The sequence below is a fragment of the Nonomuraea mesophila genome (assembly GCF_004352805.1).
GTDB lineage: Bacteria > Actinomycetota > Actinomycetes > Streptosporangiales > Streptosporangiaceae > Nonomuraea > Nonomuraea longispora.
This window is the reverse complement of the sequence record NZ_SMLD01000101.1, coordinates 1-23,680: the sequence shown is the minus strand read 5'-3', so window position 1 is coordinate 23,680 and position 23,680 is coordinate 1. Positions and strand designations below refer to the sequence as shown.

25 protein-coding genes are annotated in these 23,680 nt (G+C 71.4%); 6 read left to right on the top strand and 19 right to left on the bottom strand.

Annotation, left to right across the window (positions count from 1 at the left end):
- Positions 1-89: 89 nt before the first annotated feature.
- Both E1295_RS30680 and E1295_RS30675 read left to right on the top strand, forming a co-directional pair.
- Positions 90-1,397: a nucleotide sugar dehydrogenase gene (locus tag E1295_RS30680; RefSeq protein ID WP_132635460.1), complete on the top strand. Its 1,308-nt coding sequence runs from the start codon at positions 90-92 to the stop codon at positions 1,395-1,397.
- Positions 1,387-2,571, top strand: a complete 1,185-nt coding sequence (locus tag E1295_RS30675) for a glycosyltransferase family 4 protein (RefSeq protein WP_132635457.1) — start codon at positions 1,387-1,389, stop codon at positions 2,569-2,571. The genes E1295_RS30680 and E1295_RS30675 overlap by 11 nt, the downstream gene beginning before the upstream one ends.
- Here E1295_RS30675 and E1295_RS30670 read toward each other — a convergent pair.
- Positions 2,544-3,389 (bottom strand): glycosyltransferase family 2 protein, encoded by an 846-nt coding sequence (locus E1295_RS30670; protein ID WP_132635454.1) that lies wholly within the window; start codon positions 3,387-3,389, stop codon positions 2,544-2,546. The genes E1295_RS30675 and E1295_RS30670 overlap by 28 nt on opposite strands.
- A 26-nt stretch (positions 3,390-3,415) precedes the next feature.
- On the opposite strand from E1295_RS30670, the gene E1295_RS30665 reads away from it, so the two are divergent.
- Complete coding sequence (locus tag E1295_RS30665; protein WP_132635451.1) at positions 3,416-3,964, top strand: dTDP-4-dehydrorhamnose 3,5-epimerase family protein; 549 nt, start codon at positions 3,416-3,418, stop codon at positions 3,962-3,964.
- Between the two features lie 3 nt (positions 3,965-3,967).
- Entirely contained in the window at positions 3,968-4,870 is a 903-nt protein-coding gene (locus E1295_RS30660) for a hypothetical protein (protein ID WP_132635448.1), read from the top strand.
- On the opposite strand, the gene E1295_RS30655 is transcribed toward E1295_RS30660, so the two are convergent.
- Positions 4,819-6,165: an O-antigen ligase family protein gene (locus tag E1295_RS30655; protein WP_132635445.1), complete on the bottom strand. Its 1,347-nt coding sequence runs from the start codon at positions 6,163-6,165 to the stop codon at positions 4,819-4,821. The genes E1295_RS30660 and E1295_RS30655 overlap by 52 nt on opposite strands.
- A gap of 3 nt (positions 6,166-6,168) precedes the next feature.
- On the bottom strand, positions 6,169-6,921 hold the full coding sequence (locus E1295_RS30650) for a hypothetical protein (RefSeq protein ID WP_132635442.1): 753 nt from the start codon (positions 6,919-6,921) through the stop codon (positions 6,169-6,171).
- 131 nt (positions 6,922-7,052) lie between these two features.
- Between E1295_RS30650 and E1295_RS30645 the strand changes: the two genes are divergently transcribed.
- On the top strand, positions 7,053-7,925 hold the full coding sequence (locus E1295_RS30645; protein ID WP_132635439.1) for a DUF6492 family protein: 873 nt from the start codon (positions 7,053-7,055) through the stop codon (positions 7,923-7,925).
- Here the strand turns inward: E1295_RS30645 and E1295_RS30640 are convergent.
- The 9 genes from E1295_RS30640 to E1295_RS30600 all read right to left on the bottom strand — a co-directional run bounded on the left by E1295_RS30640 (position 7,904) and on the right by E1295_RS30600 (position 16,980).
- On the bottom strand, positions 7,904-8,683 hold the full coding sequence (locus tag E1295_RS30640) for a hypothetical protein (protein WP_132635436.1): 780 nt from the start codon (positions 8,681-8,683) through the stop codon (positions 7,904-7,906). The genes E1295_RS30645 and E1295_RS30640 overlap by 22 nt on opposite strands.
- Before the next feature lie 75 nt (positions 8,684-8,758).
- The gene (locus E1295_RS30635; RefSeq protein WP_132635433.1) at positions 8,759-9,646 is read right to left on the bottom strand and encodes a glycosyltransferase family 2 protein; all 888 of its coding nucleotides are present in this window, start codon (positions 9,644-9,646) and stop codon (positions 8,759-8,761) included.
- Positions 9,633-11,090 carry an oligosaccharide flippase family protein gene (locus E1295_RS30630; RefSeq protein ID WP_132635430.1) on the bottom strand — a complete coding sequence of 486 codons (1,458 nt, stop codon included), beginning with the start codon at positions 11,088-11,090 and terminating at the stop codon, positions 9,633-9,635. Before E1295_RS30630 ends, E1295_RS30635 begins: the two co-directional genes overlap by 14 nt.
- Positions 11,087-12,061 (bottom strand): hypothetical protein, encoded by a 975-nt coding sequence (locus E1295_RS30625; protein WP_132635427.1) that lies wholly within the window; start codon positions 12,059-12,061, stop codon positions 11,087-11,089. The genes E1295_RS30630 and E1295_RS30625 overlap by 4 nt, the downstream gene beginning before the upstream one ends.
- Positions 12,058-13,323, bottom strand: a complete 1,266-nt coding sequence (locus E1295_RS30620) for a DUF4910 domain-containing protein (RefSeq protein WP_246080532.1) — start codon at positions 13,321-13,323, stop codon at positions 12,058-12,060. Before E1295_RS30620 ends, E1295_RS30625 begins: the two co-directional genes overlap by 4 nt.
- Positions 13,320-14,339 carry an NAD-dependent epimerase/dehydratase family protein gene (locus tag E1295_RS30615; RefSeq protein WP_132635424.1) on the bottom strand — a complete coding sequence of 340 codons (1,020 nt, stop codon included), beginning with the start codon at positions 14,337-14,339 and terminating at the stop codon, positions 13,320-13,322. The genes E1295_RS30620 and E1295_RS30615 overlap by 4 nt, the downstream gene beginning before the upstream one ends.
- A 6-nt stretch (positions 14,340-14,345) precedes the next feature.
- A complete protein-coding gene (locus E1295_RS30610; protein WP_132635421.1) occupies positions 14,346-14,996 on the bottom strand; it encodes a PIG-L deacetylase family protein in 651 nt (216 codons plus the stop codon).
- Complete coding sequence (locus E1295_RS30605) at positions 14,993-15,772, bottom strand: glycosyltransferase family protein (RefSeq protein ID WP_132635418.1); 780 nt, start codon at positions 15,770-15,772, stop codon at positions 14,993-14,995. The genes E1295_RS30610 and E1295_RS30605 overlap by 4 nt, the downstream gene beginning before the upstream one ends.
- On the bottom strand, positions 15,769-16,980 hold the full coding sequence (locus tag E1295_RS30600) for a class I SAM-dependent methyltransferase (RefSeq protein WP_132635415.1): 1,212 nt from the start codon (positions 16,978-16,980) through the stop codon (positions 15,769-15,771). Before E1295_RS30600 ends, E1295_RS30605 begins: the two co-directional genes overlap by 4 nt.
- A gap of 44 nt (positions 16,981-17,024) precedes the next feature.
- On the opposite strand from E1295_RS30600, the gene E1295_RS30595 reads away from it, so the two are divergent.
- Entirely contained in the window at positions 17,025-17,603 is a 579-nt protein-coding gene (locus E1295_RS30595; RefSeq protein ID WP_132635412.1) for a dTDP-4-dehydrorhamnose 3,5-epimerase family protein, read from the top strand.
- On the opposite strand, the gene rfbD is transcribed toward E1295_RS30595, so the two are convergent.
- The 7 genes from rfbD to E1295_RS30560 all read right to left on the bottom strand — a co-directional run.
- A complete protein-coding gene (rfbD, locus tag E1295_RS30590) occupies positions 17,585-18,442 on the bottom strand; it encodes a dTDP-4-dehydrorhamnose reductase (protein WP_132635409.1) in 858 nt (285 codons plus the stop codon). The genes E1295_RS30595 and rfbD overlap by 19 nt on opposite strands.
- A gap of 11 nt (positions 18,443-18,453) precedes the next feature.
- The gene (gene rfbB / locus E1295_RS30585) at positions 18,454-19,377 is read right to left on the bottom strand and encodes a dTDP-glucose 4,6-dehydratase (RefSeq protein WP_132635406.1); all 924 of its coding nucleotides are present in this window, start codon (positions 19,375-19,377) and stop codon (positions 18,454-18,456) included.
- Positions 19,374-20,441, bottom strand: coding sequence for a glucose-1-phosphate thymidylyltransferase (locus E1295_RS30580; protein ID WP_132635403.1), 1,068 nt, complete (start codon positions 20,439-20,441; stop codon positions 19,374-19,376). Before E1295_RS30580 ends, rfbB begins: the two co-directional genes overlap by 4 nt.
- Positions 20,442-20,443: 2 nt before the next feature.
- Positions 20,444-21,898: a sugar transferase gene (locus tag E1295_RS30575; RefSeq protein ID WP_132635400.1), complete on the bottom strand. Its 1,455-nt coding sequence runs from the start codon at positions 21,896-21,898 to the stop codon at positions 20,444-20,446.
- A 243-nt stretch (positions 21,899-22,141) separates the two neighbouring features.
- A complete protein-coding gene (locus E1295_RS30570) occupies positions 22,142-22,492 on the bottom strand; it encodes a hypothetical protein (RefSeq protein WP_132635397.1) in 351 nt (116 codons plus the stop codon).
- Positions 22,493-22,597: 105 nt separating this feature from the next.
- Positions 22,598-23,227: a GntR family transcriptional regulator gene (locus tag E1295_RS30565; protein ID WP_132635394.1), complete on the bottom strand. Its 630-nt coding sequence runs from the start codon at positions 23,225-23,227 to the stop codon at positions 22,598-22,600.
- Positions 23,224-23,680, bottom strand: a 457-nt coding sequence (locus E1295_RS30560; RefSeq protein ID WP_166427485.1) for an EamA family transporter, incomplete at its 5' end; no start/stop codon positions are given. The genes E1295_RS30560 and E1295_RS30565, both read right to left, overlap by 4 nt.

The following is a 23,680-nucleotide window of genomic DNA, read 5'->3' as shown; positions in this document are numbered from 1 at the left end:
CATGCCCGACATATCGGTGGAGGCGGGGGAAATGGCGCGCTGCCCTCCAGACGGCGGTCCACAGCAGACGGTCCCTTACGGAGGCGGCTGTGCGAATTAGTGTCTTCGGACTCGGTTACGTCGGATGCGTCTCGGCGGCCTGCCTGGCCTCCATGGGACACCAGGTCGTGGGTGTCGACGTCAACCCGGCGAAGGTCGATCTCATCAACGACGGCCACGCGCCGATCGTGGAGGAGCGCATCGGTGAGCTGGTGGCCGAGGCCGTCGAGGGCGGCGCGCTGTGCGCCACCACGGACGCCGCCCGGGCCGTCAGGAACAGCGAGGTGTCGCTGGTCTGCGTGGGCACCCCGTCGGCGCCCAACGGCAGCCTGTCGACGACGTACCTGGAGCGGGTGGCCGAGCAGATCGGCCGCTCGCTCGCCCCGGGGCACGTGGTGGTCTTCCGCAGCACCATGCTGCCGGGAACCTGCGCCGACCTGCTCGTCCCCATCCTGGAGCTGTCGTCGGGGCTGCGCGCGGGTGTGGACTTCGGGGTGGCGGTCAATCCCGAGTTCCTGCGCGAGGGCACCAGCGTGCGCGACTTCTTCGCGCCGCCCAAGACGGTGATCGGGGAGTCGGACGAGGCCGCGGGCGACGCCGTCGCCGCGTTGTACGAGGGGCTGCCGGGCGACGTCTTCCGGGTGCCCATCCCCGTCGCCGAAATGTCCAAATATGTGGACAACGCCTTTCACGCGGTCAAGATCGGATTCGCCAACGAGCTGGGCGCGATCTGCCAGGCCATGGGCCTCGACTCCCACCGCGTGATGGACGTGTTCCTGGCCGACCGCAAGCTCAACATCAGCCCCGCCTACCTGCGGCCCGGCTTCGCCTTCGGCGGCTCCTGCCTGCCCAAGGACCTGCGTGGCCTGGTCTACGCGGCACGCAAGGCCGACGTGTCCGTACCGCTGCTCTCCCATGTGCTCCCGGCCAACGAGGCGCACCTGCAGCGCGCCTTCGACCTCGTCACCGCCTCGGGCAGGCGCAGGATCGGCCTCTTCGGGCTGTCGTTCAAACCCGGCACCGACGACCTGCGCGAGAGCCCCCTCGTCGAACTCGCGGAACGGCTCCTCGGCAAGGGCTACGACCTGCGCATCTACGACGCCAACGTGACCCTGTCGCGGCTGGTGGGCGCCAACCGCGCCTACATCGCCGAACGCCTGCCCCACCTCGGCGAGTTGCTCGGCGACTCGGTGGACGAGGTGCTCCGGCACGCCGAGGTGTGCGTGATCGGGTGCGCGGACCCGACAGTGCTCGACGCGCTGAGCCGCGCGGGCGACCGCCGGATCGTCGATCTCGTACGCGTTCCTGACGCGGAGGCCCAGCGGGGCAGAAGGGACTACACAGGCATTGCGTGGTAGAGCACTCATCCTCGTCGAGAATCTGTCCGTACCGCTGGACCGGCGCGTCTGGCAGGAATGCACGGCGCTGTACCAGGCCGGCTGGGAGGTGCACGTCATCTGCCCGCGGGGCGCCAAGCAGGACACCGAGCCCGAGGCCGTCATCGACGGCGTCCACATCCACCGCTACCCCCTGCGCGCCGCCACCGGCGGCCCCGCAGGCTACCTGCGCGAGTACGGCTCCGCGTTGTGGCACACCTTCCGCCTGGCCAGGCGGCTCGGCACGTTCGACGTGGTGCACGGCTGCAACCCGCCCGACCTGTTCTTCCTGGTGGCGCGGGCCATGCGGGGCAAGGGCACGCGGTTCGTCTTCGACCAGCACGACCTGGTGCCCGAGCTCTACCTGTCGCGGTTCGGGCGCGGCGAGGACCTGCTGTACCGGGCGGTGCGCCGGCTGGAGCGGATGACGTACCGGGCCGCGCACGTGGTGATCGCGACCAACGAGAGCTACAAGCGGGTGGCGCTGTCGCGGGGCGGCAAACGTCCCGAGGAGGTCTTCGTGGTGCGCAGCGCTCCGGCGGTCGAGCGGTTCCACCAGGTGCCGCCCGAGAAGGGACTGCGGCGCGGCAAGCCGTACCTGCTGTGCTACCTGGGCGTGATGGGGCCGCAGGACGGCGTGGACTACGCGCTGCGCAGCCTGGCGCGGCTGCGCGACGAGCACGGGCGTACGGACTGGCACGCGGTGTTCGTCGGCGGCGGCGACACGTTCGACGCCATGGTGGCGCTCTCACGCGAGCTGGGCCTGGCCGACGCCGTCGAGTTCACCGGCCGGATCCCCGACGAGGACCTGCTGCGCTACCTGTCCACGGCCGACGTGTGCCTGTCGCCCGACCCGCTCAACCCGCTCAACGACGTCTCCACGATGAACAAGATCATGGAGTACATGGCCATGGGCCGGCCCATCGTCTCGTTCGAGCTGCGCGAGGCGCGGGTGTCGGCGGGCGAGGCGGCCCTGTACGCGCCGGCCAACGACGAGTCGGAGTTCGCCAAGCTGATCGCGCAACTGCTCGACGACCCGGACATGCGGCGGCGGATGGGCGAGATCGGCCGCGCCAGGGTCGCGGGGCCGCTGTCCTGGCACCATTCGAAGGCGGCGTTGCTGGCGGCCTACGACGCCGCCGTGGAGTCGCGATGACGGCTGCCGGCGTCGGTGCCCCAGCTCGTCCTGCCGCCGCGCGCCCTGGTGAGCAGCCGGTCCAGGAGCAGCACGGCCAGGTAGCAGGCGGCGTCGAGCGGCCCGACCGCCCGCGAGGCCAGCAGCGCGCCCAGCGCCCGCGGGCGCAGCGGGCGCGCGGGCACACCCAGCTCGGCGAGCTGCCTGTTGCCCTGCCTGACCCTGACCCGGCGGCGCAGGTGGGCGCGGACGGTGCGGGCGGGACGCACGACGGAGCGCGCCCCCGCCACCACGACCCGCTCGCCGCCGGTGAAGCAGCCGTCCACCCAGCCGTCGTCGGAGATCACGTCGGGCAGGGGGAAGGCCCGCTCGTGCCCGCGCTCGTTCAGCACGTAGACGCCGACGCCCGCCAGTGCCCTGGAGGGCGCCACCAGCCGGTCGTGCACCCGGTGCACGCGGCGGACCACGGGGCCCGTACCGGACAGGTCCCACTCGGGCCTGGGCGCGCAGGCCAGCACGCCAGGCCGGCCCACGGCGCCGGCGAGCGCCCGTACGGAGGCGGCGTCGATGCGCACGTCCGCGTCGAGATAGACGCGCGGGAAGGCCGCGCACGCCGCGTCGCCCAGGCGCAGCGCGTTGACCTTGCCGGGGGTCGCGGTCTCCAGCACCCGCACGCCCGGCCGCGCCGCGGCCCGCGCGGTGCCGTCGGTGCAGGCGTTGGCCACCACGACGACGTCGAACTCGCCGGGCTCCGTCCCGGCGAGCAGCAGGTCCAGCCCTTCGGCGACGACCGCTTCCTCGTTGTGCGCCGGGATGACGACGCTGACCGCCGGCTTCATCGGACCGCCTCCAGGAAGGACGACACATGAAAGCAGAGCAGGGGGAACTCGACGGGGTCCTGCTGTTCAGGCCGACGCCGTACCACGACAGCCGCGGCCTGTTCACCAGGACCTTCGACGCGGCCGTCGCCGCCGAGGCCGGCCTGGACCCCGGGACCTTCGTCCAGGACAGCCAGTCGCGCTCGCGGCGCGGCACGGTCCGGGGCCTGCACGGGCGTTCCGGCCAGGGCGAGGCGAAGCTCGTCAGGTGCGCCCGCGGCGCCGTCCACGACGTGCTGGTGGACATCAGGCCGCACTCCCCGACGTTCGGGCGCAGCATGGCGGTGCGGCTCGACGACGAGGACTTCGTCACGCTGTACGTGCCCCCGGGCCTGCTGCACGGCTTCCAGGCGCTCACCGAGCCCGCCGACACCTGCTACCGCATCGACAGGCCGCACGATCCGGCCGAGGACCTGGCGGTCCGCTACGACGACCCTGATCTGCGGATGGCGTGGCCGCTGCCCGTCACCGAGGTCAGCCGGCGCGACCAGGAGGCGGGCTCGTGGGCCGGCCTGCTGCGGCGGCTGGGCGGCTGAACGATGCGCGGACCTCTCCCCTTGCTGGCGGCCGTCGCGGTGCTGGCCACGGCCTGCCAGGCCACGCCCGCCGAGCCGCCGCCACCGCCGAGCCCCTCCCCCGAACCGAGCATCACCAGGGCCGACGGCTCGTTCTGCCCCGACCATCCCACCCCGGCCTGCACGGGCGCGCCCCGCGGGACCAAGCTGACCAAGGTCAGGCTCGAGACGGAGAACGTCGCCCACCGCGTCAGGGAGCCCGGCACCGTGCTCGACGGCGTCCACGTGCCCGGCCATCTGCTGATCCACGCCGACGACGTCACCGTCAGGAACAGCGTGATCGACGGCGACGTGATCAACTCCGACGGCCCCGAGTCGTTCCGGTTCACCATCACCGACACCACGGTGGGCACCACCGGCAAGTGCGAGCCGCTGCCCGGGGTCGGCCACGACAAGTACAAGGCCACCAGGGTGCTGGTGCAGGGGCACAGCGACGGCTTCCGTGTCTCCGGCGACGACGTCGAGATCCGCGACTCGTTCGTGAAGCTCTGCTCCAACCCCGGCGACCACTCCGACGGCATCCAGGCCTACAACGGCGGCAAGGGGCTGCTGTTCCATCACAACACCGTCGACCAGCGCGAGGCCCGGCACATCACCGCGCCCATCTTCCTGGTGGACGAGAAGTCGCAGGACGTGGTCGTCACCGACAACCTCATCATGGGCGGCACGTTCAGCCTCCAGGTGCGCAACGCCCGCGGCAGGCAGGTCGTGCGCGGCAACAAGCTGGTCGACAAGTCGTGGGTGTACGGGCCGGTCGACTCCGAGTGCGGCAGGACGGAGTGGTCCGGCAACGAGCTGGTCACCATCGACGAGAGCTATCGGGTCACCTCGATCGTCGGCCCGCTGGAGTGCGAGGGTGAGAGCTGATCGGCCCGCGCGGCCCTTAGCAGGGCGCCGGCCGCGCCGACCAGCACGAACGCGATCCCGGTCACGGTCGCGAACGACAGCAGGTCGAAGGTGAACGACCCGGCGAGCGGCACGAGCAGGCAGGCGGCGACCGTGAGCCCGAGGTCGCGGTCGCCGGGGTCGGCGCTCAGGTGGCGGGCCCTCAGCGCCGCGTAGCAGGCCACCAGGAACACCGACGTGTACGCCACGGTGCCGACCAGCCCCGTCTCCACCATCGACAGGATGTACTGGTTGTCGAAGATCTGGTGCTTGGGGGCGTACCACGTGCCGAGGCCGCGGCCGAGCCAGAAGTGCCGGCCGATCTCCTGCCCGGCGACGGCGTAGTCGTGCGTCCTGTACTGGATGCTCTCGTCGTTGCCGAGGTCGGTGAACAGCCCGGCGATGGTCCCCAGCAGGCCCGGCACCGCCACCCAGACGGCGGCCATGAATCCGGCCGTCACCAGGAGCGCCCGCAGCCGCCGCCGCGCGGGCCAGCCGATGACCAGCACCACACCCGCCACGAACAGGCTCAGCATGGCCGAGCGCGACACGGAGAACATCAGGCCGAGCCCGATGAGCAGCGTGCACGCCCACCAGCGCAGCGCCGGCTCGGCGCGCATGCGGGCCTTGACGGCGTAGTGGGCGGCCAGCGGGAGCAGCATGGCGCAGGTGACGCCGAACTCGATGGGGTGTCCTGTGGTGGCCGCGACGCGGCGCAGGTCGGCCCGTTCCAGGACGAACGAGTCGCCTTCGGTGCTGTAGCGCAGGATCGGCAGCTCCATGAACCTGGTCAGGTCCACTGAGAACAGGAACTGGAAGGCGCCGATCACCGAGATGACCGCGCCTGCCACCACCAGCGTCTTCAGCACGAGGTCGAGCCGGCGCGGGCCCCGCGCACCGTCGCAGACCGTGAGCGCGATGCCGACGATCGCGATCACCAGCACGAAGGAGTGGTCGCTCAGGTTCAGCTCGTCGGAGTCCATGTACCCGTACGTGGTGAACCCGAAGGTCGCCAGCATCGCGGTGAAGTAGGCGAACAGGACCGTGCGCACGGGGTTGCGTCCCTTGGCGGCGCCCAGGGTGAGGGTGAGCTGCGCGCACAACCACAGCAGCGCCGCCGCGAGGCTCACCACGTTTGCGGGGGTGAGCGAGAGCGGAAGGTACTTCAGCACCAGCCGGGCGGGCACGATCAGCAGCACCACGGCGAAGACGGCGGCGACGGTGGCGCCGTCGGCGCGCCCCGGCTGCGGCGGGGCGCCTGGCGTCGCGGCGGCCACCGGCTACGCCCCCGGTTCCCTGGCCGCGACGAGGTCCTGCCCGCCGCTCGCGGGATCCGGCTCGGGCTCGTCCCGTCCGCGCCGGGTTCCCGGCAGCCCGGGGAAACCGGCCCTGCGCGCCGCCGAGAGGCTCTCCGCGGCGAACGCGGCGCACAGGGCGGCGATCAGCCCCAGACCGAGCGCGGCGGCGGCGGAGCGCAGCTTCCTGCCCTCCTGTGGCACGGGCGTGGTGGGCGGCACCGTCTGGCTGATCGTGATGTAGGTCTCGGGTGGGGCCTGCACCTGCCGCTGGCGTACGTCGAGCTCCCGCTCGACCCGTTCGATGACCTGGCGGGCCATTCGGGTGGCCGCCTCGGGCGTGCGGCTCTCCCCTTCGACGAAGACGAGCGGGCCGGTCGCCAGCGACTCCAGGTTGTTGGTGCCGTTGGTGACCGCGTACGTGGTGTCGCCGTCGGGTCGCACGCCCATCTCGGCCACCATGTCGGGTGTGCTCATGACGTTGATCAGCATCGACGCGGCCACGTCGAGCCCGTGGTCGAAGTTGAGCAGCGGGTTGATCTGCGCCACGGGCTGGTCGGGGTGGGGTGGCACGGTCCCGCCGCTGGTCGGCGTGGTGAGGACGAGGACCGCTGAGACGGTGTAGGTGACGGGGATGGTGGAGTAGGCGTAGAAGGCGCCGCCGACGGCCATCAGGAAGGCCGGAAGGGCGACGAACCACCGTCGCGCCAGGACGAGGACGGTCCCCCAGAAATCCACGTGCCCTCCCTGCGAGTCCTGCCTCATGGATGTCGCCACGAATGGGGTGGAGCGTTACATAAGCCGTGTAACACCGCCTCCGGCTCCCCGATAAGGGGAAGGCAGAGGCGTTTCACGATGGGAGTCGGCCCGTGAGCAAGCTGGCGGTCATCACCCCCTCCTACGCCCCGGACGCCGGCCTCTTCGCCGACCTGCACCGGTCCGTGCTCCAGCACACCTCGGACGACACCGTCCACCACGTCTTCGTGCCCGCCCGTGACCGGCGGGCCTTCGCCGGGTTCGAGGGGCCACGCTGCCGCCTGTGGGTGCGCTCGGAGCTGCTGCCCCTCAGGTACGTCCGCGCGCCCTTCACCGACGTGTACGTCAACTGCCGCCGCCCGTGGCCCCCGCTGCGCGGCTGGGTCATGCAGCAGACGGTCAAGATCGCCTCCGCCGGCCTGATCGACGCCGACGCCCTGCTCATCGTCGACTCCGACGCCGTACTGGTCCGGCCGACCGGGATCGAGTCGTTCAGCGTGGACGGGCGGCTCTGCCTCCACCGGGTCGAGAACGCCGTGACCGCCGACATGGAGCGGCATCTGCTGTGGCACCGGGTCGCCCGCGAACTGCTCGGCCTGCCGCCACCACCGCCCCCGCCGCTGCCCGACTACGTGACCGCGCTGACGTTCTGGGACCCTCGGATCGTGCTCGCCATGCGCCGCCGCATCACCGAGGTCACCGGGCGCGACTGGCTCGACGCGTTCAACGGACGGCTGCACGTCTCGGAGTTCGTCCTGTACGGCGTGTTCGTCGACGAGGTGCTGAAGTCGTCGCCGCCGATCAACACGACGATCTGCCACCTGAGCTACCACCACGAGCCGTGGGACGAGGCCCAGGCGGTCGCCTTCGCCGACCGGCTGCCGCCTGAGGCGGTGGGCATGATGATCTCCGCCAAGTCGAACACCCCGCACGAGGCCAGGGCGGCCGCGATCCGGCGGTGCGCTCAGGTCGTCGACTCGACCTGAGCGTCCTCCCGCTCCGGCTCCGGCGCCGCGTCCTGCCAGGTCTCCGGCTCGCGCTCGGGCTCCGGCTCCGGCTCGCGCTCGGGCTGAGGGCCGGGGTCGTCCGCGCGGCGGGCGGCGCGCAGGCGCTGGACGCCGTACGCCACGCCGAGCCCCGCCACCACCCCGGACAGGCCACCCGAGGCCGCGCCCAGCAGGCGGTCCGTCACGACGAGCCGGGGCGCCGACGCGGGCATCACGTCGAGGATGCCGATGTGCGTGCTCACCGGCGCGCCCAGCGCCGTCTGCCGCTTGGCCAGCTCCAGCCTGATGCGCAGCTTCGCCTTGCGCATGACCTCCGTGACCACGGCAGGAGAGGTGCTCTCCACCTCGACGTAGACGAACGGCCCGTTGGTGCTGATGCCGAGCAGGTCCGGGTTCGTACGGCCGTCGTTGACGGTCAGGACGGTCGGGCCGTCCTCCGTCACGCCCAGCTCGGCGGCGACCTCCGGCGTGTTGGTGGACAGGATGAGGATCCCGGCGGTCGTCCGGAGTGCGTCGTTGAACTGCAGCAGCGGGTTGGTCAGCCCGATCCGCTGCTGAGGGCCGGTCTCCAGCGTCCCGCCCGTGGCGGGCACGGTCAGCACCATGGAGGCGGTGGAGACATAGCGGCTCGGGACCAGGAAGTACGCGGCCAGGGCGAGCCCGATCGCCACGACGGCGGCAGGCGGCCCGATCGCCTTCTTCCTGACCAGACCCCAGACGGTTGTCCAGAAACGCACTATTTCCGCCCCCGTCGACTTTGTAACGATGCAAACTGGAAATCGCCCTTGTCATGAACGCCGTTACACCAGCGGCTACGTCGGGCGGGCCATGGACAGCAACTTGCGGCCGCGGTGGGCGATCGTGCGGCGCTGGCGGCGGGCGTACATGCGCAGCACCGCGGTGCGCGCCCGGCGGCGATCGTCGTCGGCGAGTCCGGCGTCGCGCACCCATCTGAGCAGTTCCCTGCACTGCAGCGTGTTGGCCGCGTGCGACTGCCAGGACGGCACGTCGAGGCGGCGGGCCAGGCCGGAGATGCGCTCCAGCCGCCAGTTGCGGTGCGACAACACCTCGGGCACGTGCGCCCAGGGCCCGGCCAGCGCCAGCTTGGCGGCGAACACCTCGTCCTCGCGCAACATGTTCCTGCGCGGGATGCCGACCGCCGGTTCGCGCCGCAGCAGGCCGTAGAGCGGATCGATCAGGAACGGGCTCTCGTTGAGCAGCCTCAGCATCTCGGTGAAGCGTTCCACCGGGTCGTCGGAGCCGAGGCCCCTGCTGCCGTGGGGGCCTTCGTAGGCGGCGGTGGTGACCGTGCCGTCCGGCCGGCTGTAGGAGACCTGGTTGGTGACGAGGATGACCCGCTCGTCGGCCGCGAACGCCGCCATCGCGCGAGAGACGCACGCGGGCTGGAGCCGGTCGTCGTCGCCGATCCACCGTACGTACGCGCCGCGCGAGATCCGCGCCGCGTGCGTGAAGTTGGCGAGCAGGCCGACGTTGTGCGGATGCCGGTGGTAGACGATCCTGCGGTCGCCGGCCGCGAGGTCGCGGCAGAGCTCCTCGGTGCCGTCCGTGGAGGCGTTGTCGGAGATGACCAGCTCGATGCGCGGGTGATCCTGGGCCAGCACCGAGCCGATGACGCCTTCGAGCCGGTCGGCGCCGTTGCGCACGGGCAGGGCGATCGAGACGAGTTCAGGTTCGCGCATGTGCTCTCCATTGACGTACGAGTCGCTCCAGCGCGGCGCGCGGCACCGCGACGAGCACGAACACCAGCACCCCCGCGCCGCCCGCCACGCACAGCTCGGCCAACGGGCCGTCCACGGCCGCGGATGCCGCGGCCATGACGAGGCCGGCCGGCACGGCCGCCGCGAGCGGCCTGGCCAGCCCCGCCCCGAACAGCCGCAGCGGCACGCCGGACCGGTGCAGCGCCACCGCCAGGAGCGGCAGCGCCACCACCACGGCGATGACCGCGTGCGCCACGGCGGCGCCCTCGATGCCGCCGATCCGGGCGCCCGCCATGAGGGCGGGTACGAGCGCGACCGCCCAGGCCAGGTTCACCCACATGGGGGACCTGGTCGCGCCGGTAGCGGCCAGGACGTCGGTGATGAGCAGGGTCAGCATGCGCACGGCCATCACGATCGCCAGGAAGCGCAGCACTCCGGCCGACGGCGTCCAGCGCGCGCCGTACAGGAACTCCACGAGGGCGGGGGCGAGCGTGCCCATGGTCACCGCGACCGGCAGCACCAGCGTGGCCAGCAGCGGCACCGCCTGCCGTACGCCCGCCCGCAGCGGCTCGTCGCCCTCCTCGGCCAGGCGGGAGAAGCTGGGCAGCGCGACGTAGCGGATGGCCGTGCCGATGAGCCCGGGCACCCAGCTGGAGATGTTGTAGGCCAGCAGGTAGAAGCCGAGCAGCGCCGGTCCGAGCACGTCGCCGATGATGACGGCGTCCACGTTGAGCAGCAGCCCCTCGATGCCGAGGCCGGCGCAGAGCGGCAGCCCGAACCGCAGCAGCCGGGCGGCCACCGCGCGGTCGAAGCCGAACTCGATCCTGACCCCGGCCATGACGACCACCAGCACGCCGGTGAGCGCGGCCCCGCTGAGCTGGCCCCACGCGAAGCTGTAGGCCCCGGCGCCGTTCGCGGCCAGGGAGATGGAGACTCCGGCGTTGGCGGCGAAGCCCGCGAGGTTGGCCCAGGCCAGCCGGTCCTGCCGGAACGTGCGCATCAGCGTGGCGCTGCGGACCGCGGTCAGTCCGTAGACGAGGTTGGTGGCCATGAGGATGCGGATCGCCCAGGTGGCGTCCTCGCTGCCGGCCAGCCGGGCGTAGAACGGTGCGATGACCCAGAACAGCGCGTACAGGCCGGCGCTGGACAGGATGGCCACCACCGTGGCGGTGGGCGCGACCTCCTCCAGCCGGCCGCGCCACTGCACGGTCGCGGCGATCACCCCGGCGTCGTTGATGTAGATGACGAACTGGGTGGCCGCCAGGGCGATGGCGAACACGCCGAAGTCCTCGGGCACCAGCAGCCTGGCCAGGACCAGGCTCATCACGAACGAGCCCGCCTTCATGACGAGGTTGCCGAGCAGGCTCCAGCGCAGCCCGCGCCCCGCCTTCCTGCCGATCTCGCCGATCTCGCCGACCTCGTTCATCGGCGGGCCCCGTCGTCCGGCGGCACCCTCTCCAGCCAGATCTCCCGCCAGAACGGCACGAACTCGCGGGGGCAGCTCGCGTTGTAGACGCCCTCGCAGACGAGGTCGTCGAGGACGATGCACGGGCTCTTCATGCTGAGCATGCGGCCGGTCCTCTCGTCGAGGCAGCGCTCGACCCTGGCGCGCACGCGCGCGGTCCTGCCGCAGTAGCGGGCCATCTCCTCCTCGAAGCCCAGCCCGCGGTTGAGCAGGTCGGCGTTGAGCGTGGCGAGGATCTCCTCCTTCGAGCGGATCCTGACCAGCTCTCCCGGCTTCAGGTCCAGCTTCTCCGTCGGGGTGACCCGGCCCGCCCGTCCCTCGACGAAGCCCCAGCGCAGCCCGCGCCGAAGCCACAGGCGTCGCGGCAGGACCTTCTTGCTGAGCTCCTGGAAACGGTTGAACAGCCCGACGAGGAAGGTACGCACCACCGAGGCCACGCCGGCGTTGCCGCTGCGCACGTCGGTGACGTACTGGCCGAGGTCGCGGAACGGCAGGCAGGTCGGCGCCGCCCTGAGCAGTTCGGTGGCCTGGCAGGAGTAGTGGTCGGCGTCCTTACGGGCGCCGGCCAGCAGAAGCGGCAGCAGCGCCGGCTCGGGCTCGGGCTCGGGCGTGGCCTGCGGCTCGTCCGGGTCCACCCGTCTGAGCCAGGCCTCCTTCCAGTACAGCGAGCAGGCCGTCTGGCAACCGCCGTGCGCCTCGCCGTCGCAGCGTGCCCCGGTCAGGTGCACGGCCCGTTCCATCCGGCGCATGCCGCTGCGGCTGATCGTGTCGCACAGTTTGTGCGCGACCTTGTGCACCGTCATCCGCCGGCCGCAGAACCGCGCCATCTCCGGCATGAACGGCAGGCTCTCCAGCTCACCCCGCTCGTCCAGCGTGGCGAGGATCTCGGCCTCGCTGCGCACCTCGACGAGATCGCCCACCCGCAGGTTCACGCGCCCTCCCTCTTCAGCAGCCCCGCCGTCTCCAGCGCCTGCGCCGCTTCCGCCACCGCGCGGAAGGGCAGGCCGGACCGGTCGGCGACGTCCAGCAGGCTGTGCGCGCCGTCCGACAGGTTCAGCACCCACAACATCGCCATCTGCGCCTGTTTCGTGTCACTGCGGCCGCCGACCGATCCGTACAGGCCGCGCCGGCCGAGCTGCGGCTCGCCGTACGGACTCAGGTTCAGGTAGCGGCCGTCGCCCTCCAGCACCTCCACCGCCGACCACAGCGCCTCCAGCGTGTCGGACATGGACTCCGGCGAGACGAAGTCCAGGTCGTCGCCAGAGGTGTGGTACTCGGGGTAACCCGCGTACGGCGTCCTGGTGAGGCTGCCGACGGGCAGGTCGAAGCCGGGCGAGCAGTACTGTCGCTCGTCGTATCCGTACGGCGAGAAGTCCGTGATCGTGTGCGGCCGGTCCCGCAGCGCGTACGCCATCACCCGGTCGATGCCGGCGTCCCCGCGCCTGCTGCGCTTGTAGGTCAGCGGGCCGCGGTCGCCGGCGCAGGCCAGCGTGAGCCCGTGCCTGATCCTGGAGACGCGCTCGCGGTTGCGCGCCAGCCACGTGATGGCCCCGATCGTGCCGGGTGCGAACACGAAGCGGTACGTCAGGCGCGGCCGCTCCAGCCGGGAGGCCAGCGCGGTCGCGACGGCGAGCGCGGCGAGGTTGTCGTTGGCCAGCGACGGATGGCACGTGTGGCACGAGATGAGCACCTCGTCCGTCGTCCGCCCGCGTACGACGTGCTCGGCATACGTCAGGTGCCCGTCGGCCAGCGTCGAGTCGATCACCACCGTGTACGGCCCCTCGCCGAGGCCGTCGAGCGTGCGCCGGCTGAGGCAGAACCCCCACGTCCCGGCGTAGTAGGCGGTCCGGTAGGGGACCAGGTCGGGCTGGTCGGGCAGCGTGTGCAGGTGGGGCCGCAGCTCCGCCAGCGTCATCGTCGCCGACACGGGGACGCTGTAGCCGACGACGTGCAGGTTGGAGCGACGGAAGTCGACGACCCTCGTGCCGTCCGCGTCCATGACGTACGCGTCGCGGACGTTCCACTCCTTGGGGACCGTCCAGTCGAGCACCTGCGTGCCCGTCGGCACCTCGTGCACGTCCAGGTCGAGGTGTTCACCGAGGATGTCGAGCGTGGCGCGCACCCCGTCGCCCGTGATGGAACGGCACAGCGGGTAGAGCCGCGCCACCAGGGCGTGCATCTCCTCTCCCGTCACGGCCGCAGCTCCGCGGTGACCGTGCCGTTCGACCGCCGCGCGGCCAGCCAGGCGAGCCTGGTGAACCGCTCGCGGAAGTCGGCCTGCGTCAGCCCGTAGGTCCGGTAGGCCTCTGCCAGCTCGACCGCGCCCGCCTTCACCGTCCAGCGGGCGTGGTAACCCGGCAGCGCCTGCCTGATCCGCGTGAAGTCCACCCGGTACGAGCGCGGGTCGGCTCCGGTCTCGCCGGTGATGAGCAGCCGCGATCCCGGCACCGCCTCCACGACGTGCGCGGCGATGTCGGCCACGGTGAGGTTGTTCTGCTCGCCTCCGACGTTGAACGCCCTGGCGTGCACGGCTTCTCGCGGGGCGTCGAGCATGGCCGCGAAGGCGTCGGCGATGTCGGCCACGTGCACCAGCGGCCGCCACGGAGTGCCGTCGGACAACACCCGCACCTCTCCGGTCAGGTGGGCGTGGCCGACGAGGTTGTTGAGCACGATGTCGGCCCGCAGCCGCGGCGAGAGCCCGAACGCGGTCGCGTTGCGCAGGAACACGGGCGTGAAGCGGTCGTCGGCCAGTTCCAGCAGTTCGTCCTCGACCCGCACCTTCGACTCGGCGTACGGGGTGACGGGCCGCAGGGGGGCGTCCTCGTCGAGCAGGACGTCCCCGCCGGAGGCGCCGTACACCGAGCAGGTGGAGGCGTACAGGAAGCGGCGCACGCCGGCGTCGCGGGCCAGTTCGGCCAGGCGCACGGAGGCGTGGTGGTTGATGGCGTAGGTCAGCTCGGGCGCGAGCGCTCCGAGCGGGTCGTTGGAGAGCGCGGCCAGGTGGACGACCGCGTCGACGCCATCGAGCATGTCCGCGCGTACGTCTCGCAGGTCGGCGCGGTACCCCGGCGGGTCGGCGGGCGAGGGACCGAGCACGCAGCCGGCGAACAGCCCGGAGTCCAGGCCGGTCACGTCGTGGCCGGCCGCGGCCAGCCGCCCGGCCATGACGGTGCCGAGGTAGCCCTGGTGCCCGGTGAGCAGGACACGCATGTCGTTTCAGCCTCCAGCTAGATCGAGCGAGAGTTTGTCGAGGTAGAAGGCCTCGGCGTAGCGTGCGTGGCACTGGACGCCGCGGACCCTGGCAAGACCGAGGAACGCCTCCCTGTCGAACCAGGTGCGCCGGCGTTGCGACGGGTAGTGCTCCCACAGCAGGGCGACCTTGCGTTCGGCGAGCGCGAGGTCGAGCGGCTGGTACGCATGAGGGCGGCCGAGATCGCCGTCCCATTTGAGGATCTCGTACCCGAGCGTGAGGTGGTCGCGGAAGGCGGTGGGCACCAGCCGGGCCAGCTCTCTGTGGTCCTGGTGGGCGTCGCCGGCGTGGGGCGCGAGGATCAGGTCGGGTTCGGTGCGCAGGCGCAGCTCCTCGACCGCCGTCTTGGCCTCGTCCCAGTGGGCGGGCAGCCGTCCGTCGGGCACCTTGGCCACCGTGATCCGCAGGTCGGCGCCGGGGCAGAAGGCGGCCAGCGCCCTGCGCTCCTCGTGCTCGCGATCGGTGCCGCCGCCCGACAGCACCAGGACGTCGACCTGCACGCCGGGGTGGGAGGTGCAGACGGCGAGCAGGGTGCCGCCGGCGCCGATGGCGATGTCGTCGCAGTGCGCGGCGAGCGCGGCGATCCTGCGCAGCCCGGTGGGGATGAGCCGTTTCATGCCGTGCGCTCCCACAACGCCCATGGGCGGTCGCCGCGCGAGTAGGCGCGGTCGAGCTCCATCCGCTGGTTGACGGTGTCGGTGGGCCGCCAGTAGCCGCGGTACGGGTAGGCGAGCAGCCGTCCGCGTTTGGCCAGCTCGTTGCACCCGTCCACGAGCAGGTCACCGTTCTCGGGGATGTGGTCGAAGACCTCCTGCCGTAAGACGAAATATCCGCCGTTGACCCAGAGCGGCATCTCGGTGACCGCGGTGATCTGGTCCACCCGCCCTTCCGGGGTGATCCCGACGCAGTGGAAGGTGCCCGGCGGCGGCACGGCCATCAGCGAGCCGCCCGCGTCCGACCTGGCGAACCTGTCGATGATCTCCGGCAGCGGCGCGTCCGTGAGCACGTCCGCGTAGTTCGCCAGGAACATCTCGTCGCCGTCGAGGTGGTCGCGCACGCGGCGCAGCCGCTCGCCGATCGACGACTCGATCCCGGTGTGCACGAAGGAGACCGTCCAGTCGGAGATGTCGTTGCCCAGCAGCTCGATGTCGCCACCGCGCAGCACGAAGTCGTTGGACGCGGTCTCCTCGTACGTCAGGAAGAAGCTCTTGATGTGCTCGGCGCCGTAGCCCAGGCAGAGCACGAACTCCTTGTGACCGAAGTGCGCGTAGTAACGCATGACGTGCCAGAGCAGCGGCCTCGGGCCGACGAGCTGCATGGGCTTGGGCACGTCGCCCGGCGCCCCGGTGCGCATGCGGGTGCCGTATCCGCCGCAGAAGAGGACGACCTTCACACGACCTCCAACGTGGGGATGGGGAAGACCAGCCGGCCACCCCAGTCATGGACGTACGACAGTTGCTCGACCAGTTCCTCGCGCAGGTTCCACGGCAGGACGAGCACGTAGTCCGGCCGGTCGGCGGCGATCCGGTCGGTCGGGAGGATCGGGATGCGGGCGCCGGGCGTGAACCTGCCGTGCTTGTACGGGTTGCGATCCACCGTGTACGCGAGCAGGTCCGGCCGTACGCCGCAGTGGTTGAGCAGCGTGTTGCCCTTGCCGGGGGCGCCGTACCCCACCACGGTCCGGCCCGACTCGGCGGCGTCGACGAGGAAGCGCAGCAGGTTGCGCCGGACCCTGGCCACCCGCCCCGCGAACTCGGCGTAGCCCGAGATCTCGTGCAGCCCGGCCGCCTTCTCCAGGGCCAGGACGTCGGCCACGCGCGGCGACGGCGCGACCCCGCACTCCGCCGGCCTGGCCCACAGGCGGACGGAGCCGCCGTGGGTCTCCAGCAACTCGACGTCCACGACCGTGAGGCCGCCGCTCGCCAGCGCCCGCTGCGCCGACGCGACGGTGTAGTACTGGAAGTGCTCGTGGTAGATCGTGTCGTACTGGTTGCGCTCGATCAGCGTGAGCAGGTGCTGCACCTCGACGGAGACCAGGCCGTCCTCGGCGACCAGCGTGCGCAGCCCCTCGGTGAAGCCGATCACGTCGGGGATGTGCGCGTAGACGTTGTTGGCCACGACGAGGTCCGCGCGCCCGTGCTCCCGCACGACCTCCCGCGCGCTCTCCGGCGTGAGGAACGCCGTCACCGTCGGCACGCCGCGTGCCCTGGCCGCCGCGCCCACGTTCACCGACGGTTCGACGCCGAGGCAGCGCACCCCCCGCTCGACCACGTGGCGCAGCAGGTAGCCGTCGTTGCTGGCCACCTCCACCACGAAGGAGTCCGGCGCGAGGTCGAGCCCTGCCACGAAGGCCCTGGCGTGCTCCACCCACGAGGTGGAGTAGGAGGAGAAGTAGGCGTAGTCGGTGAAGGTTTCCTCAGGGGAGATCAGCGGCGGGATCTGCGCCAGCCAGCACGACGTGCACACGCGCAGATGCAGCGGATAGGTGACCTCCGGCTCGTCGAGCTGACCGGCGGTGAGGACGCGCTCGCAGGGAGGCGTCGCCCCCAGGTCCACGACCCCGGTCATGTCGGTGGAGCCGCATAAACGGCAGGGTGTCATTCGCACGCTCCGATGGCATATTTCTCGTTGGTACTGTTCGGGCCATGGATCCCCTCGGCATCGACGGGGCGTGGGTGCACACGCCGCGCGTCCACACCGACCCCCGTGGCTCGTTCCTCGAGGCGTTCCGCGCGGCCGACCTGCCGCGGCGCTTCGACGTCGCCCAGGTGAACTGCTCGGTCTCCGGCCGCGGGGTGCTGCGGGGTGTGCACTTCGCCGACGTGCCGCCCGGCCAGGCGAAGTACGTGATGTGCGTGTCCGGCAGCGTCCTCGACGTGGTCGTCGACCTGCGGACCGGATCGCCCACGTTCGGCCGCTGGGAGGCGTGCACGCTCGACGACCGCGCGCGCCACGGCCTGCTGATCGCCGAAGGACTCGGGCACGCGTTCATGGCGCTGAGCGAGCAGGCCACGGTGGTCTACCTGTGCTCGCAGCCGTACGCGCCCGACCGCGAGCACGGGGTCCACCCGCTCGACCCGGCGCTCGCCATCGCCTGGCCGGCCGGCGTCGAGCCGGTGCTGTCGGACAAGGACGCCGAGGCCCCCTCGCTCGACGAGGCGCTCGCGGGCGGGCTGCTGCCGGATCATCGCGCGTGCCGGGAGTTCTACGCCACGTTGCATTGAGGCCCCGCCTTCGCGGCGATGACCGGCCAGGCCGCGTGCAGCGCCGCCCGCCAGTGGCGCAGCGGCTCGGCTTTCGTGCAGGCGAGCACGCTGCTGGCCGGGCGCCGCGCGGGCCGGGGCCAGGCGGCGCTGGTGACCGGCCGCACCCGCCCGGGGTCCGCGCCGAGCAGCGTGAAGACCTCTTTGGCCAGGCCGTACCAGGTCGTCTCGCCCGAGCAGACGCCGTGGTAGACGCCCGGCGCCAGGTCCGACCGGGCCAGCCGGACGAGGAAGCCGGCCAGGTCGGCGGTCCACGTCGGCTGCCCGCGCTGGTCGTCGACCACGTCCACGAACGGGCGCTCGCCGGCCAGCCTGATCATGGTCCGGACGAAGTCGGCGCCGGTCGCGCCGTACAACCACGCGGTCCGTACGACGTAGTGGCCGTGCTCCAGCGCCGCGCGCTCCCCCGCCAGCTTCGTCCGCCCGTAGGCGTTGACCGGCCCGGTGGGCGCGTCCTCCCGGTACGGCACCGCGCTCGTGCCGTCGAAGACGTAGTCGGTCGAGACGTGCACCAGCCGCGCCCCGGTCAGGTCGCACGCCTCGGCCAGCCAGCGCACCGCGTGCCCGTTGATCGCCAGCGCCTCCGCCTCACGCGACTCGGCCTCGTCCACGGCGGTCCAGGCGGCGCAGTTGATCACCACTCGGGGCCGGTAGGCGCGCACGAAGTCGCGTACCGCGCGCCGGTCGCGCAGGTCGAGCTCGCTGCGGGCGAGCGCGAGCACCGGGTCGCCGGTCAGCGCCGTACGGTCGAGCACGTCGGTGGCGAGCATGCCGCCCGCGCCCGTGATGAGCCATCTCATGGCGCCTCCTGTCAGGCCGTCCACCAGCCGCGGTGTTCGGCGTACCAGCGCACGGTGTCCTTCAGCCCCTGCTCGAACGTGATCTCCGGCCGGTAGCCCAGGGCGCGCAGCTTCGTGTCGTCGAGCGAGTACCGGCGGTCGTGGCCCTTGCGGTCCTCGACGTACTCGACCAGGTCCCAGCCCCGGCCGCAGGCCTCCAGCAGGCGGCCGGTCAGTTCGAGGTTGCTCAGCTCGGCCGTGCCCGCGATGTGGTAGACCTCGCCGCGCCGGCCCTTCTCCATCACGAGCCGGATGCCGGCGCAGTGGTCCTGGACGTGGATCCAGTCGCGTACGTTGCCGCCGTCGCCGTAGAGCGGGACGGTCGCGCCGCGCAGCAGCCGCGTGACGAACAGCGGGATGATCTTCTCGGGATACTGGCGGGGGCCGTAGTTGTTGCCGCAGCGGGTGATGGAGACGTCCAGCCCGTACGTGGTCGCGTAGGACAGGGCGATCAGGTCGGCGCTCGCCTTGGAGGCCGCGTACGGCGAACGCGGCACCGGCGGGGCGTCCTCCGTCCAGGAGCCCGACTCGATCGTGCCGTACACCTCGTCGGTCGACACCTGCACCACCTTCGCCACCCCGGCCTCCAGGCAGGCCTGCAGCAGCGTCTGCGTGCCCAGCACGTTGGTGCGCACGAACTCGGCCGCCTCCACGATCGACCGGTCCACGTGGGACTCGGCCGCGAAGTTGACCACCACGTCGTGGCCGGGCACGACCTCGGACAGCAGGCGGGCGTCGCACACGTCTCCGTGCACGAACGTGTGCCGCGCCCCGTCGAGGTTGGCCCGGCTTCCCGCGTACGTGAGCTTGTCCAGCACCGTCACGTCCGCGGCGCCGAGGCCGTGCACGAAGTGGGAGCCGATGAAGCCCGCGCCTCCCGTCACCAGAATTCTCATCCGTGGATCTGCACCTTGCTGTGATCGCCCAGCACGAGGCGGTGGGCTCGGGGTGTGTGGGGCGCGGGGGTGACCTCGACGTCGTGGCCGATCAGCGACCACTCGATCCGGCCCACCCCGGCGATGGAGGCCCGGGGCAGCACGATCGAGTATTCGATCTCGCTGCCGCTGACCGTGCACGACGCGCCGATGGAGGTGAACGGGCCGACGTAGCTGTCGCGGATGCGTGCGCCGGCGCCGATGATCACGGGGCCCACCACCCGCGAGCGTTCGACGACCGCGCCCGGCTCGACCACGACCCGGCCCACGAGGTCGCTGGCCGCGTCCACGTGACCACTCACCCGCGGCTCCACCGACTCCAGGACCAGCCGGTTGACCTCCAGCATGTCGCTCACGTTGCCGGTGTCCTTCCAGTAGCCGGTGATCACGGAGGACTCGACGCGCAGCCCCGCCTCGATCAGCCACTGGATGGCGTCGGTGATCTCCAGCTCGCCCCGCCACGACGGCTTCAGCTCCGCGACCGCCGCGTGCACGGCCGGGCTGAACAGGTAGACGCCGACCAGCGCGAGGTCGCTCTTCGGCCGCGCGGGTTTCTCCTCCAGGCCGACGACCCGTCCCGAGGCGTCCAGCTCGGCCACGCCGAACTGGCGCGGGTCGGCGACCTCGGTGAGCATGATCTGGGCGGCGGGCCGCTCCCGCGTGAACCGGGCCACCAGGTCGGTGATGCCGCCCACGATGAAGTTGTCGCCGAGGTACATGACGAAGTCGTCGTCGCCGAGGAACTCGCGGGCGATGAGCACGCCGTGGGCGAGCCCGAGCGGCGCCTCCTGCCGCAGGTACGTCACCTGCAGCCCGAACGCCGAGCCGTCGCCCACGGCCGCCTCGATCTCGGCCTGGGTGTCGCCGACCACCATGCCGAGCTCGGTGATCCCCGCCGCCGCGATCGCCTCCAGCCCGTAGAACAGGACCGGTTTGCCGGCGACGGGCACGAGTTGCTTGGCCGAGGTGTGCGTGATGGGCCGCAGCCGTGTGCCCGACCCTCCGGCGAGCACGAGTGCTTTCACTGCTAGTAAGCCCCTTCTCCACGGGTGACGACCGACCAGGTCTTCCAGAGGATCTGGAGGTCGAGGATGAGCGACCAATTCTCCACATAGCGCAGGTCGAGGCGTACGGACTCCTCCCACGTCAGGTCGGAGCGGCCGCTGACCTGCCAGAGCCCGGTCATGCCCGGCTTGACGACCAGGCGGCGGCGGACGTCGGCGCCGTACTTGCCCACCTCTTCGGGCAGCGGCGGGCGCGGGCCGACGAGGGACATCTCGCCGCGGATGACGTTGAGCAGCTGGGGCAGCTCGTCCAGCGAGTATTTACGCAGGAAGGCGCCTACGCGGGTGATCCTTGGATCGTTCCTAATCTTGAACAGCACCCCGTCGAACTCGTTCGCGTCGAGAAGGGCACGTTTGCGTTGCTCCGCATCAACCACCATCGTACGAAATTTCACGACGCGGAATTCTTTGCCGCCTTTGCCCACTCTGACCTGGAAGAAGAGCGCGGGCCCCGGGCTCGTCAGCCGGATCACCAGCGCGATCACCAGCAGCGGCAGGGCGAGCAGCAGCAGCGCGGTCCCCGCCACGAGCCGGTCGAACACGGTCTTGACGAGCTGCCGCGTGCCGTCGAACTCCGGATGCTCCACGTGCAGCAGCGGCATCCCCGCCACCGGCCTGATGCTGATGCGCGGCCCCGCCACGTCGAGCAGCGCGGGCGCGACGAACAGGTCGGTACGCGCGGTCTCCAGGCTCCAGGCCAGCCGGCGCAGCGCCGCCCCGTCCAGTTCCGGGCAGGCCAGCACGGCCACGGCGTCGGCCTTCTCCCGCTCCACCACGTTCGCCACGTCGCCGAACGACCCGAGCACGGGGACGCCGTCCAGGTCGACGTCCATGCCGCCCTCCGGGAGGCAGGCGCCCACCACCTGCATCCCGTGGTAGGGCTGGCGCCTGAACTGCATCACCAGGTCGAGGATCGACTCCCGATGCCCCACCGCGACCACCTGGCGCATGTAGTCGCCCACCGCTCTCCTCCGGTGAAGACGTTTGCGCATGCGATAACGGAAATAGAGGGTGGCGAGCAGCGCCAGCGGCAACATCGCCATGACGAAACTGCGGGCGATCGTGGTCTGCGTGGCGTAGGCCATGATGGCGACCGTGGCCATCAGCCCGGCGCCGCCGTTGAAGACCGCCTTGAACTCCTCGGTGCCCTCACCGTTGGCGCGCTGGCGGTAGGCGCCGCCCATCATGAGCGCGACCGGCCAGGCGACCACGAGGCCGAATCCCAGCAGATATTCGGCCGGCGGTATGTACACGCCGGCGCCGAGCCGGACACCCAGCACGCAGACGCACGCGAGCAGCACGCACACCACATCGCCGGACAACAGGAGCCGCAGGTACGCCCGCGTCCAGATGCTGGACGCGCGGCGCGGCACGGCCTCGAGGAGCACGACAGCGGACTCCCCAGTCCCCACCCTCATAGCACCACCCGATACTCGATGCACCGTTCCCTTGCACCACATGGGTTCGACAAGTCCCACGAACATTCAAGGGCGGCGGCCCCCACTAAAGATTAAAGATCAATTCGATAAGGGGGAATAACGGCTTATGTCCACAATCGGACGATTGTCGAGCAGCTCGAGGGCTTGACGGAACGGTCCAGGAGTGGCAGCGCTGATGAAGTGTGAACGACATTTCAGGAAATGTCGGCGAGCTGTACGGGGTCAGTCGTACTCCAGGTCCGGCAGCGCGGACGGCGGGTCCGGGCTGCGCCACACGACCACCACCCCGTCGCGCGTGGAGTCGGCGGCCAGGGTCAGCCGGTCGAGGTCGAAGTCCGGCAGGTAGCGCAGGCGGGCGAGAAAGGTGGCGTCCGTGGCCGAACGCGGCACGACGCAACCCTCGCCGTCGCGGTCGAGCAGGATGTAGAGGACGTCCTCGCCGGCTTCCGTGACGACACGGACCTCGACGACGTCCTCCCAGGCGAGGGCCTCGACGCTCCCGTCAGCGTAGTGACGGGTGACGCCCTCTTCCGTGACGTACACGTAGGAGTCCGGCATCGGATTGCCGTGCATGGGCGCGATTCTTGCGAGTTCAAGGGTGCTCCCGCAAGAGTTCGTACGCAATGGGGGTCCTGCCGGCACGCTTTCTGAGTCGTCGGCGGGCGTCTCGGCGGCGGCTCAGTGGTGACCGTCGCCCCACGAGTGGCTGAGATGCGCCGCCACCGCGGCACGCGCCGCGTCGGCCGGACCCTCGGCGATCGCGTCGAGCAGGTCGCGGTGCTCGCGCACCAGCACCTCCCGATCCTCGTAGACCTCGCGCAACCGGACCAGGCCGAGCCTCGTCTCCGCGGCCAGGGCGCCGTAGAGGCGTTCGAGCCGCGGGCTCCCGACCGCCTCGATCAGCGCCTGGTGCAGCGCCATGTGCTCGGCCACGCTCTCCGACCACGGCGCGGCGGCCGGGAGGCCGGCCATCCGCCGCAGGGCCGCGTCGGCCTCCGGCACCCGCCGCCCGGCCACCGCCTGGGCCATCAGGTCCTCCAGCGGGCGCCGGACGTACATGAGGTCGTCGAGGTCGGAAAGCGTCACTTCGGGGACGTAGGCGCTGCGGTTGCGCTCGCGCCTGAGCAGGCCCTCGTGCACCAGCGTCGCCAGCGCCTCACGCACGGTCGGCCTGGCCACGCCGTACGACGCGGCGAGTTCCTGCTCGGGCAGCGAGGTGCCGGGCGCGATCTCGCCGGAGAGCACCCTGCTGCGCAGGGCGTCGGCGAGCGCGCCCACGGTCGAGACGGGTCTGAGCGGCAACGTCACGGCTGCGACTCTAACGCCCTTTCCGGCTTCCGTTCCGGTACGGCCACCACGACGAGGCTCAGGGCCAGCAGGACCAGCCCCGCGACCGACACCGGGGCCAGCCGCTCGCCCAGCACGACCAGGCCGAGCAGCGCCGCGACGGCCGGCTCGGCCAGCGCCAGCGTGGCGGCCGTGGCCACGGGGGTGCTGCGCAGGCCCCGGCCGTACAGGAAGTAGGACAGGGCGGTGGTGCCGAGACCGAGGTAGAGCACGGCGGCCAGCCCGCGCGGCTCCCCCAGCCAGGCGACCCCGTTCGCCGACAGGATCGGCAGCATGATCACCGCCGACCCGCCGAACATCACCCCCATCACGGCGTCCGGCCTGACCCCCCGGCCGATCTCCCTGGCCGCCATGACGGCGTAGAAGGCGTACAGCAGCCCGCCCAGCAGCGCGAGCAGCACCCCCGGCACCACC

Bases quoted from the DNA above. Each gene is read 5' to 3' on its own strand.
- rfbD (WP_132635409.1), bottom strand. From the start codon at position 18,442: ATGAGATGGCTCATCACGGGCGCGGGCGGCATGCTCGCCACCGACGTG.
- E1295_RS30670 (WP_132635454.1), bottom strand. From the start codon at position 3,389: ATGAAGCCGGCGGTCAGCGTCGTCATCCCGGCGCACAACGAGGAAGCG.
- E1295_RS30610 (WP_132635421.1), bottom strand. From the start codon at position 14,996: ATGAAACGGCTCATCCCCACCGGGCTGCGCAGGATCGCCGCGCTCGCC.
- E1295_RS30575 (WP_132635400.1), bottom strand. From the start codon at position 21,898: ATGAGGGTGGGGACTGGGGAGTCCGCTGTCGTGCTCCTCGAGGCCGTG.
- E1295_RS30660 (WP_132635448.1), top strand. From the start codon at position 3,968: ATGCGCGGACCTCTCCCCTTGCTGGCGGCCGTCGCGGTGCTGGCCACG.
- E1295_RS30570 (WP_132635397.1), bottom strand. From the start codon at position 22,492: ATGCACGGCAATCCGATGCCGGACTCCTACGTGTACGTCACGGAAGAG.
- E1295_RS30595 (WP_132635412.1), top strand. From the start codon at position 17,025: ATGGATCCCCTCGGCATCGACGGGGCGTGGGTGCACACGCCGCGCGTC.
- rfbB (WP_132635406.1), bottom strand. From the start codon at position 19,377: ATGAGAATTCTGGTGACGGGAGGCGCGGGCTTCATCGGCTCCCACTTC.
- E1295_RS30630 (WP_132635430.1), bottom strand. From the start codon at position 11,090: ATGAACGAGGTCGGCGAGATCGGCGAGATCGGCAGGAAGGCGGGGCGC.
- E1295_RS30635 (WP_132635433.1), bottom strand. From the start codon at position 9,646: ATGCGCGAACCTGAACTCGTCTCGATCGCCCTGCCCGTGCGCAACGGC.
- E1295_RS30665 (WP_132635451.1), top strand. From the start codon at position 3,416: ATGAAAGCAGAGCAGGGGGAACTCGACGGGGTCCTGCTGTTCAGGCCG.
- E1295_RS30615 (WP_132635424.1), bottom strand. From the start codon at position 14,339: ATGCGTGTCCTGCTCACCGGGCACCAGGGCTACCTCGGCACCGTCATG.
- E1295_RS30600 (WP_132635415.1), bottom strand. From the start codon at position 16,980: ATGACACCCTGCCGTTTATGCGGCTCCACCGACATGACCGGGGTCGTG.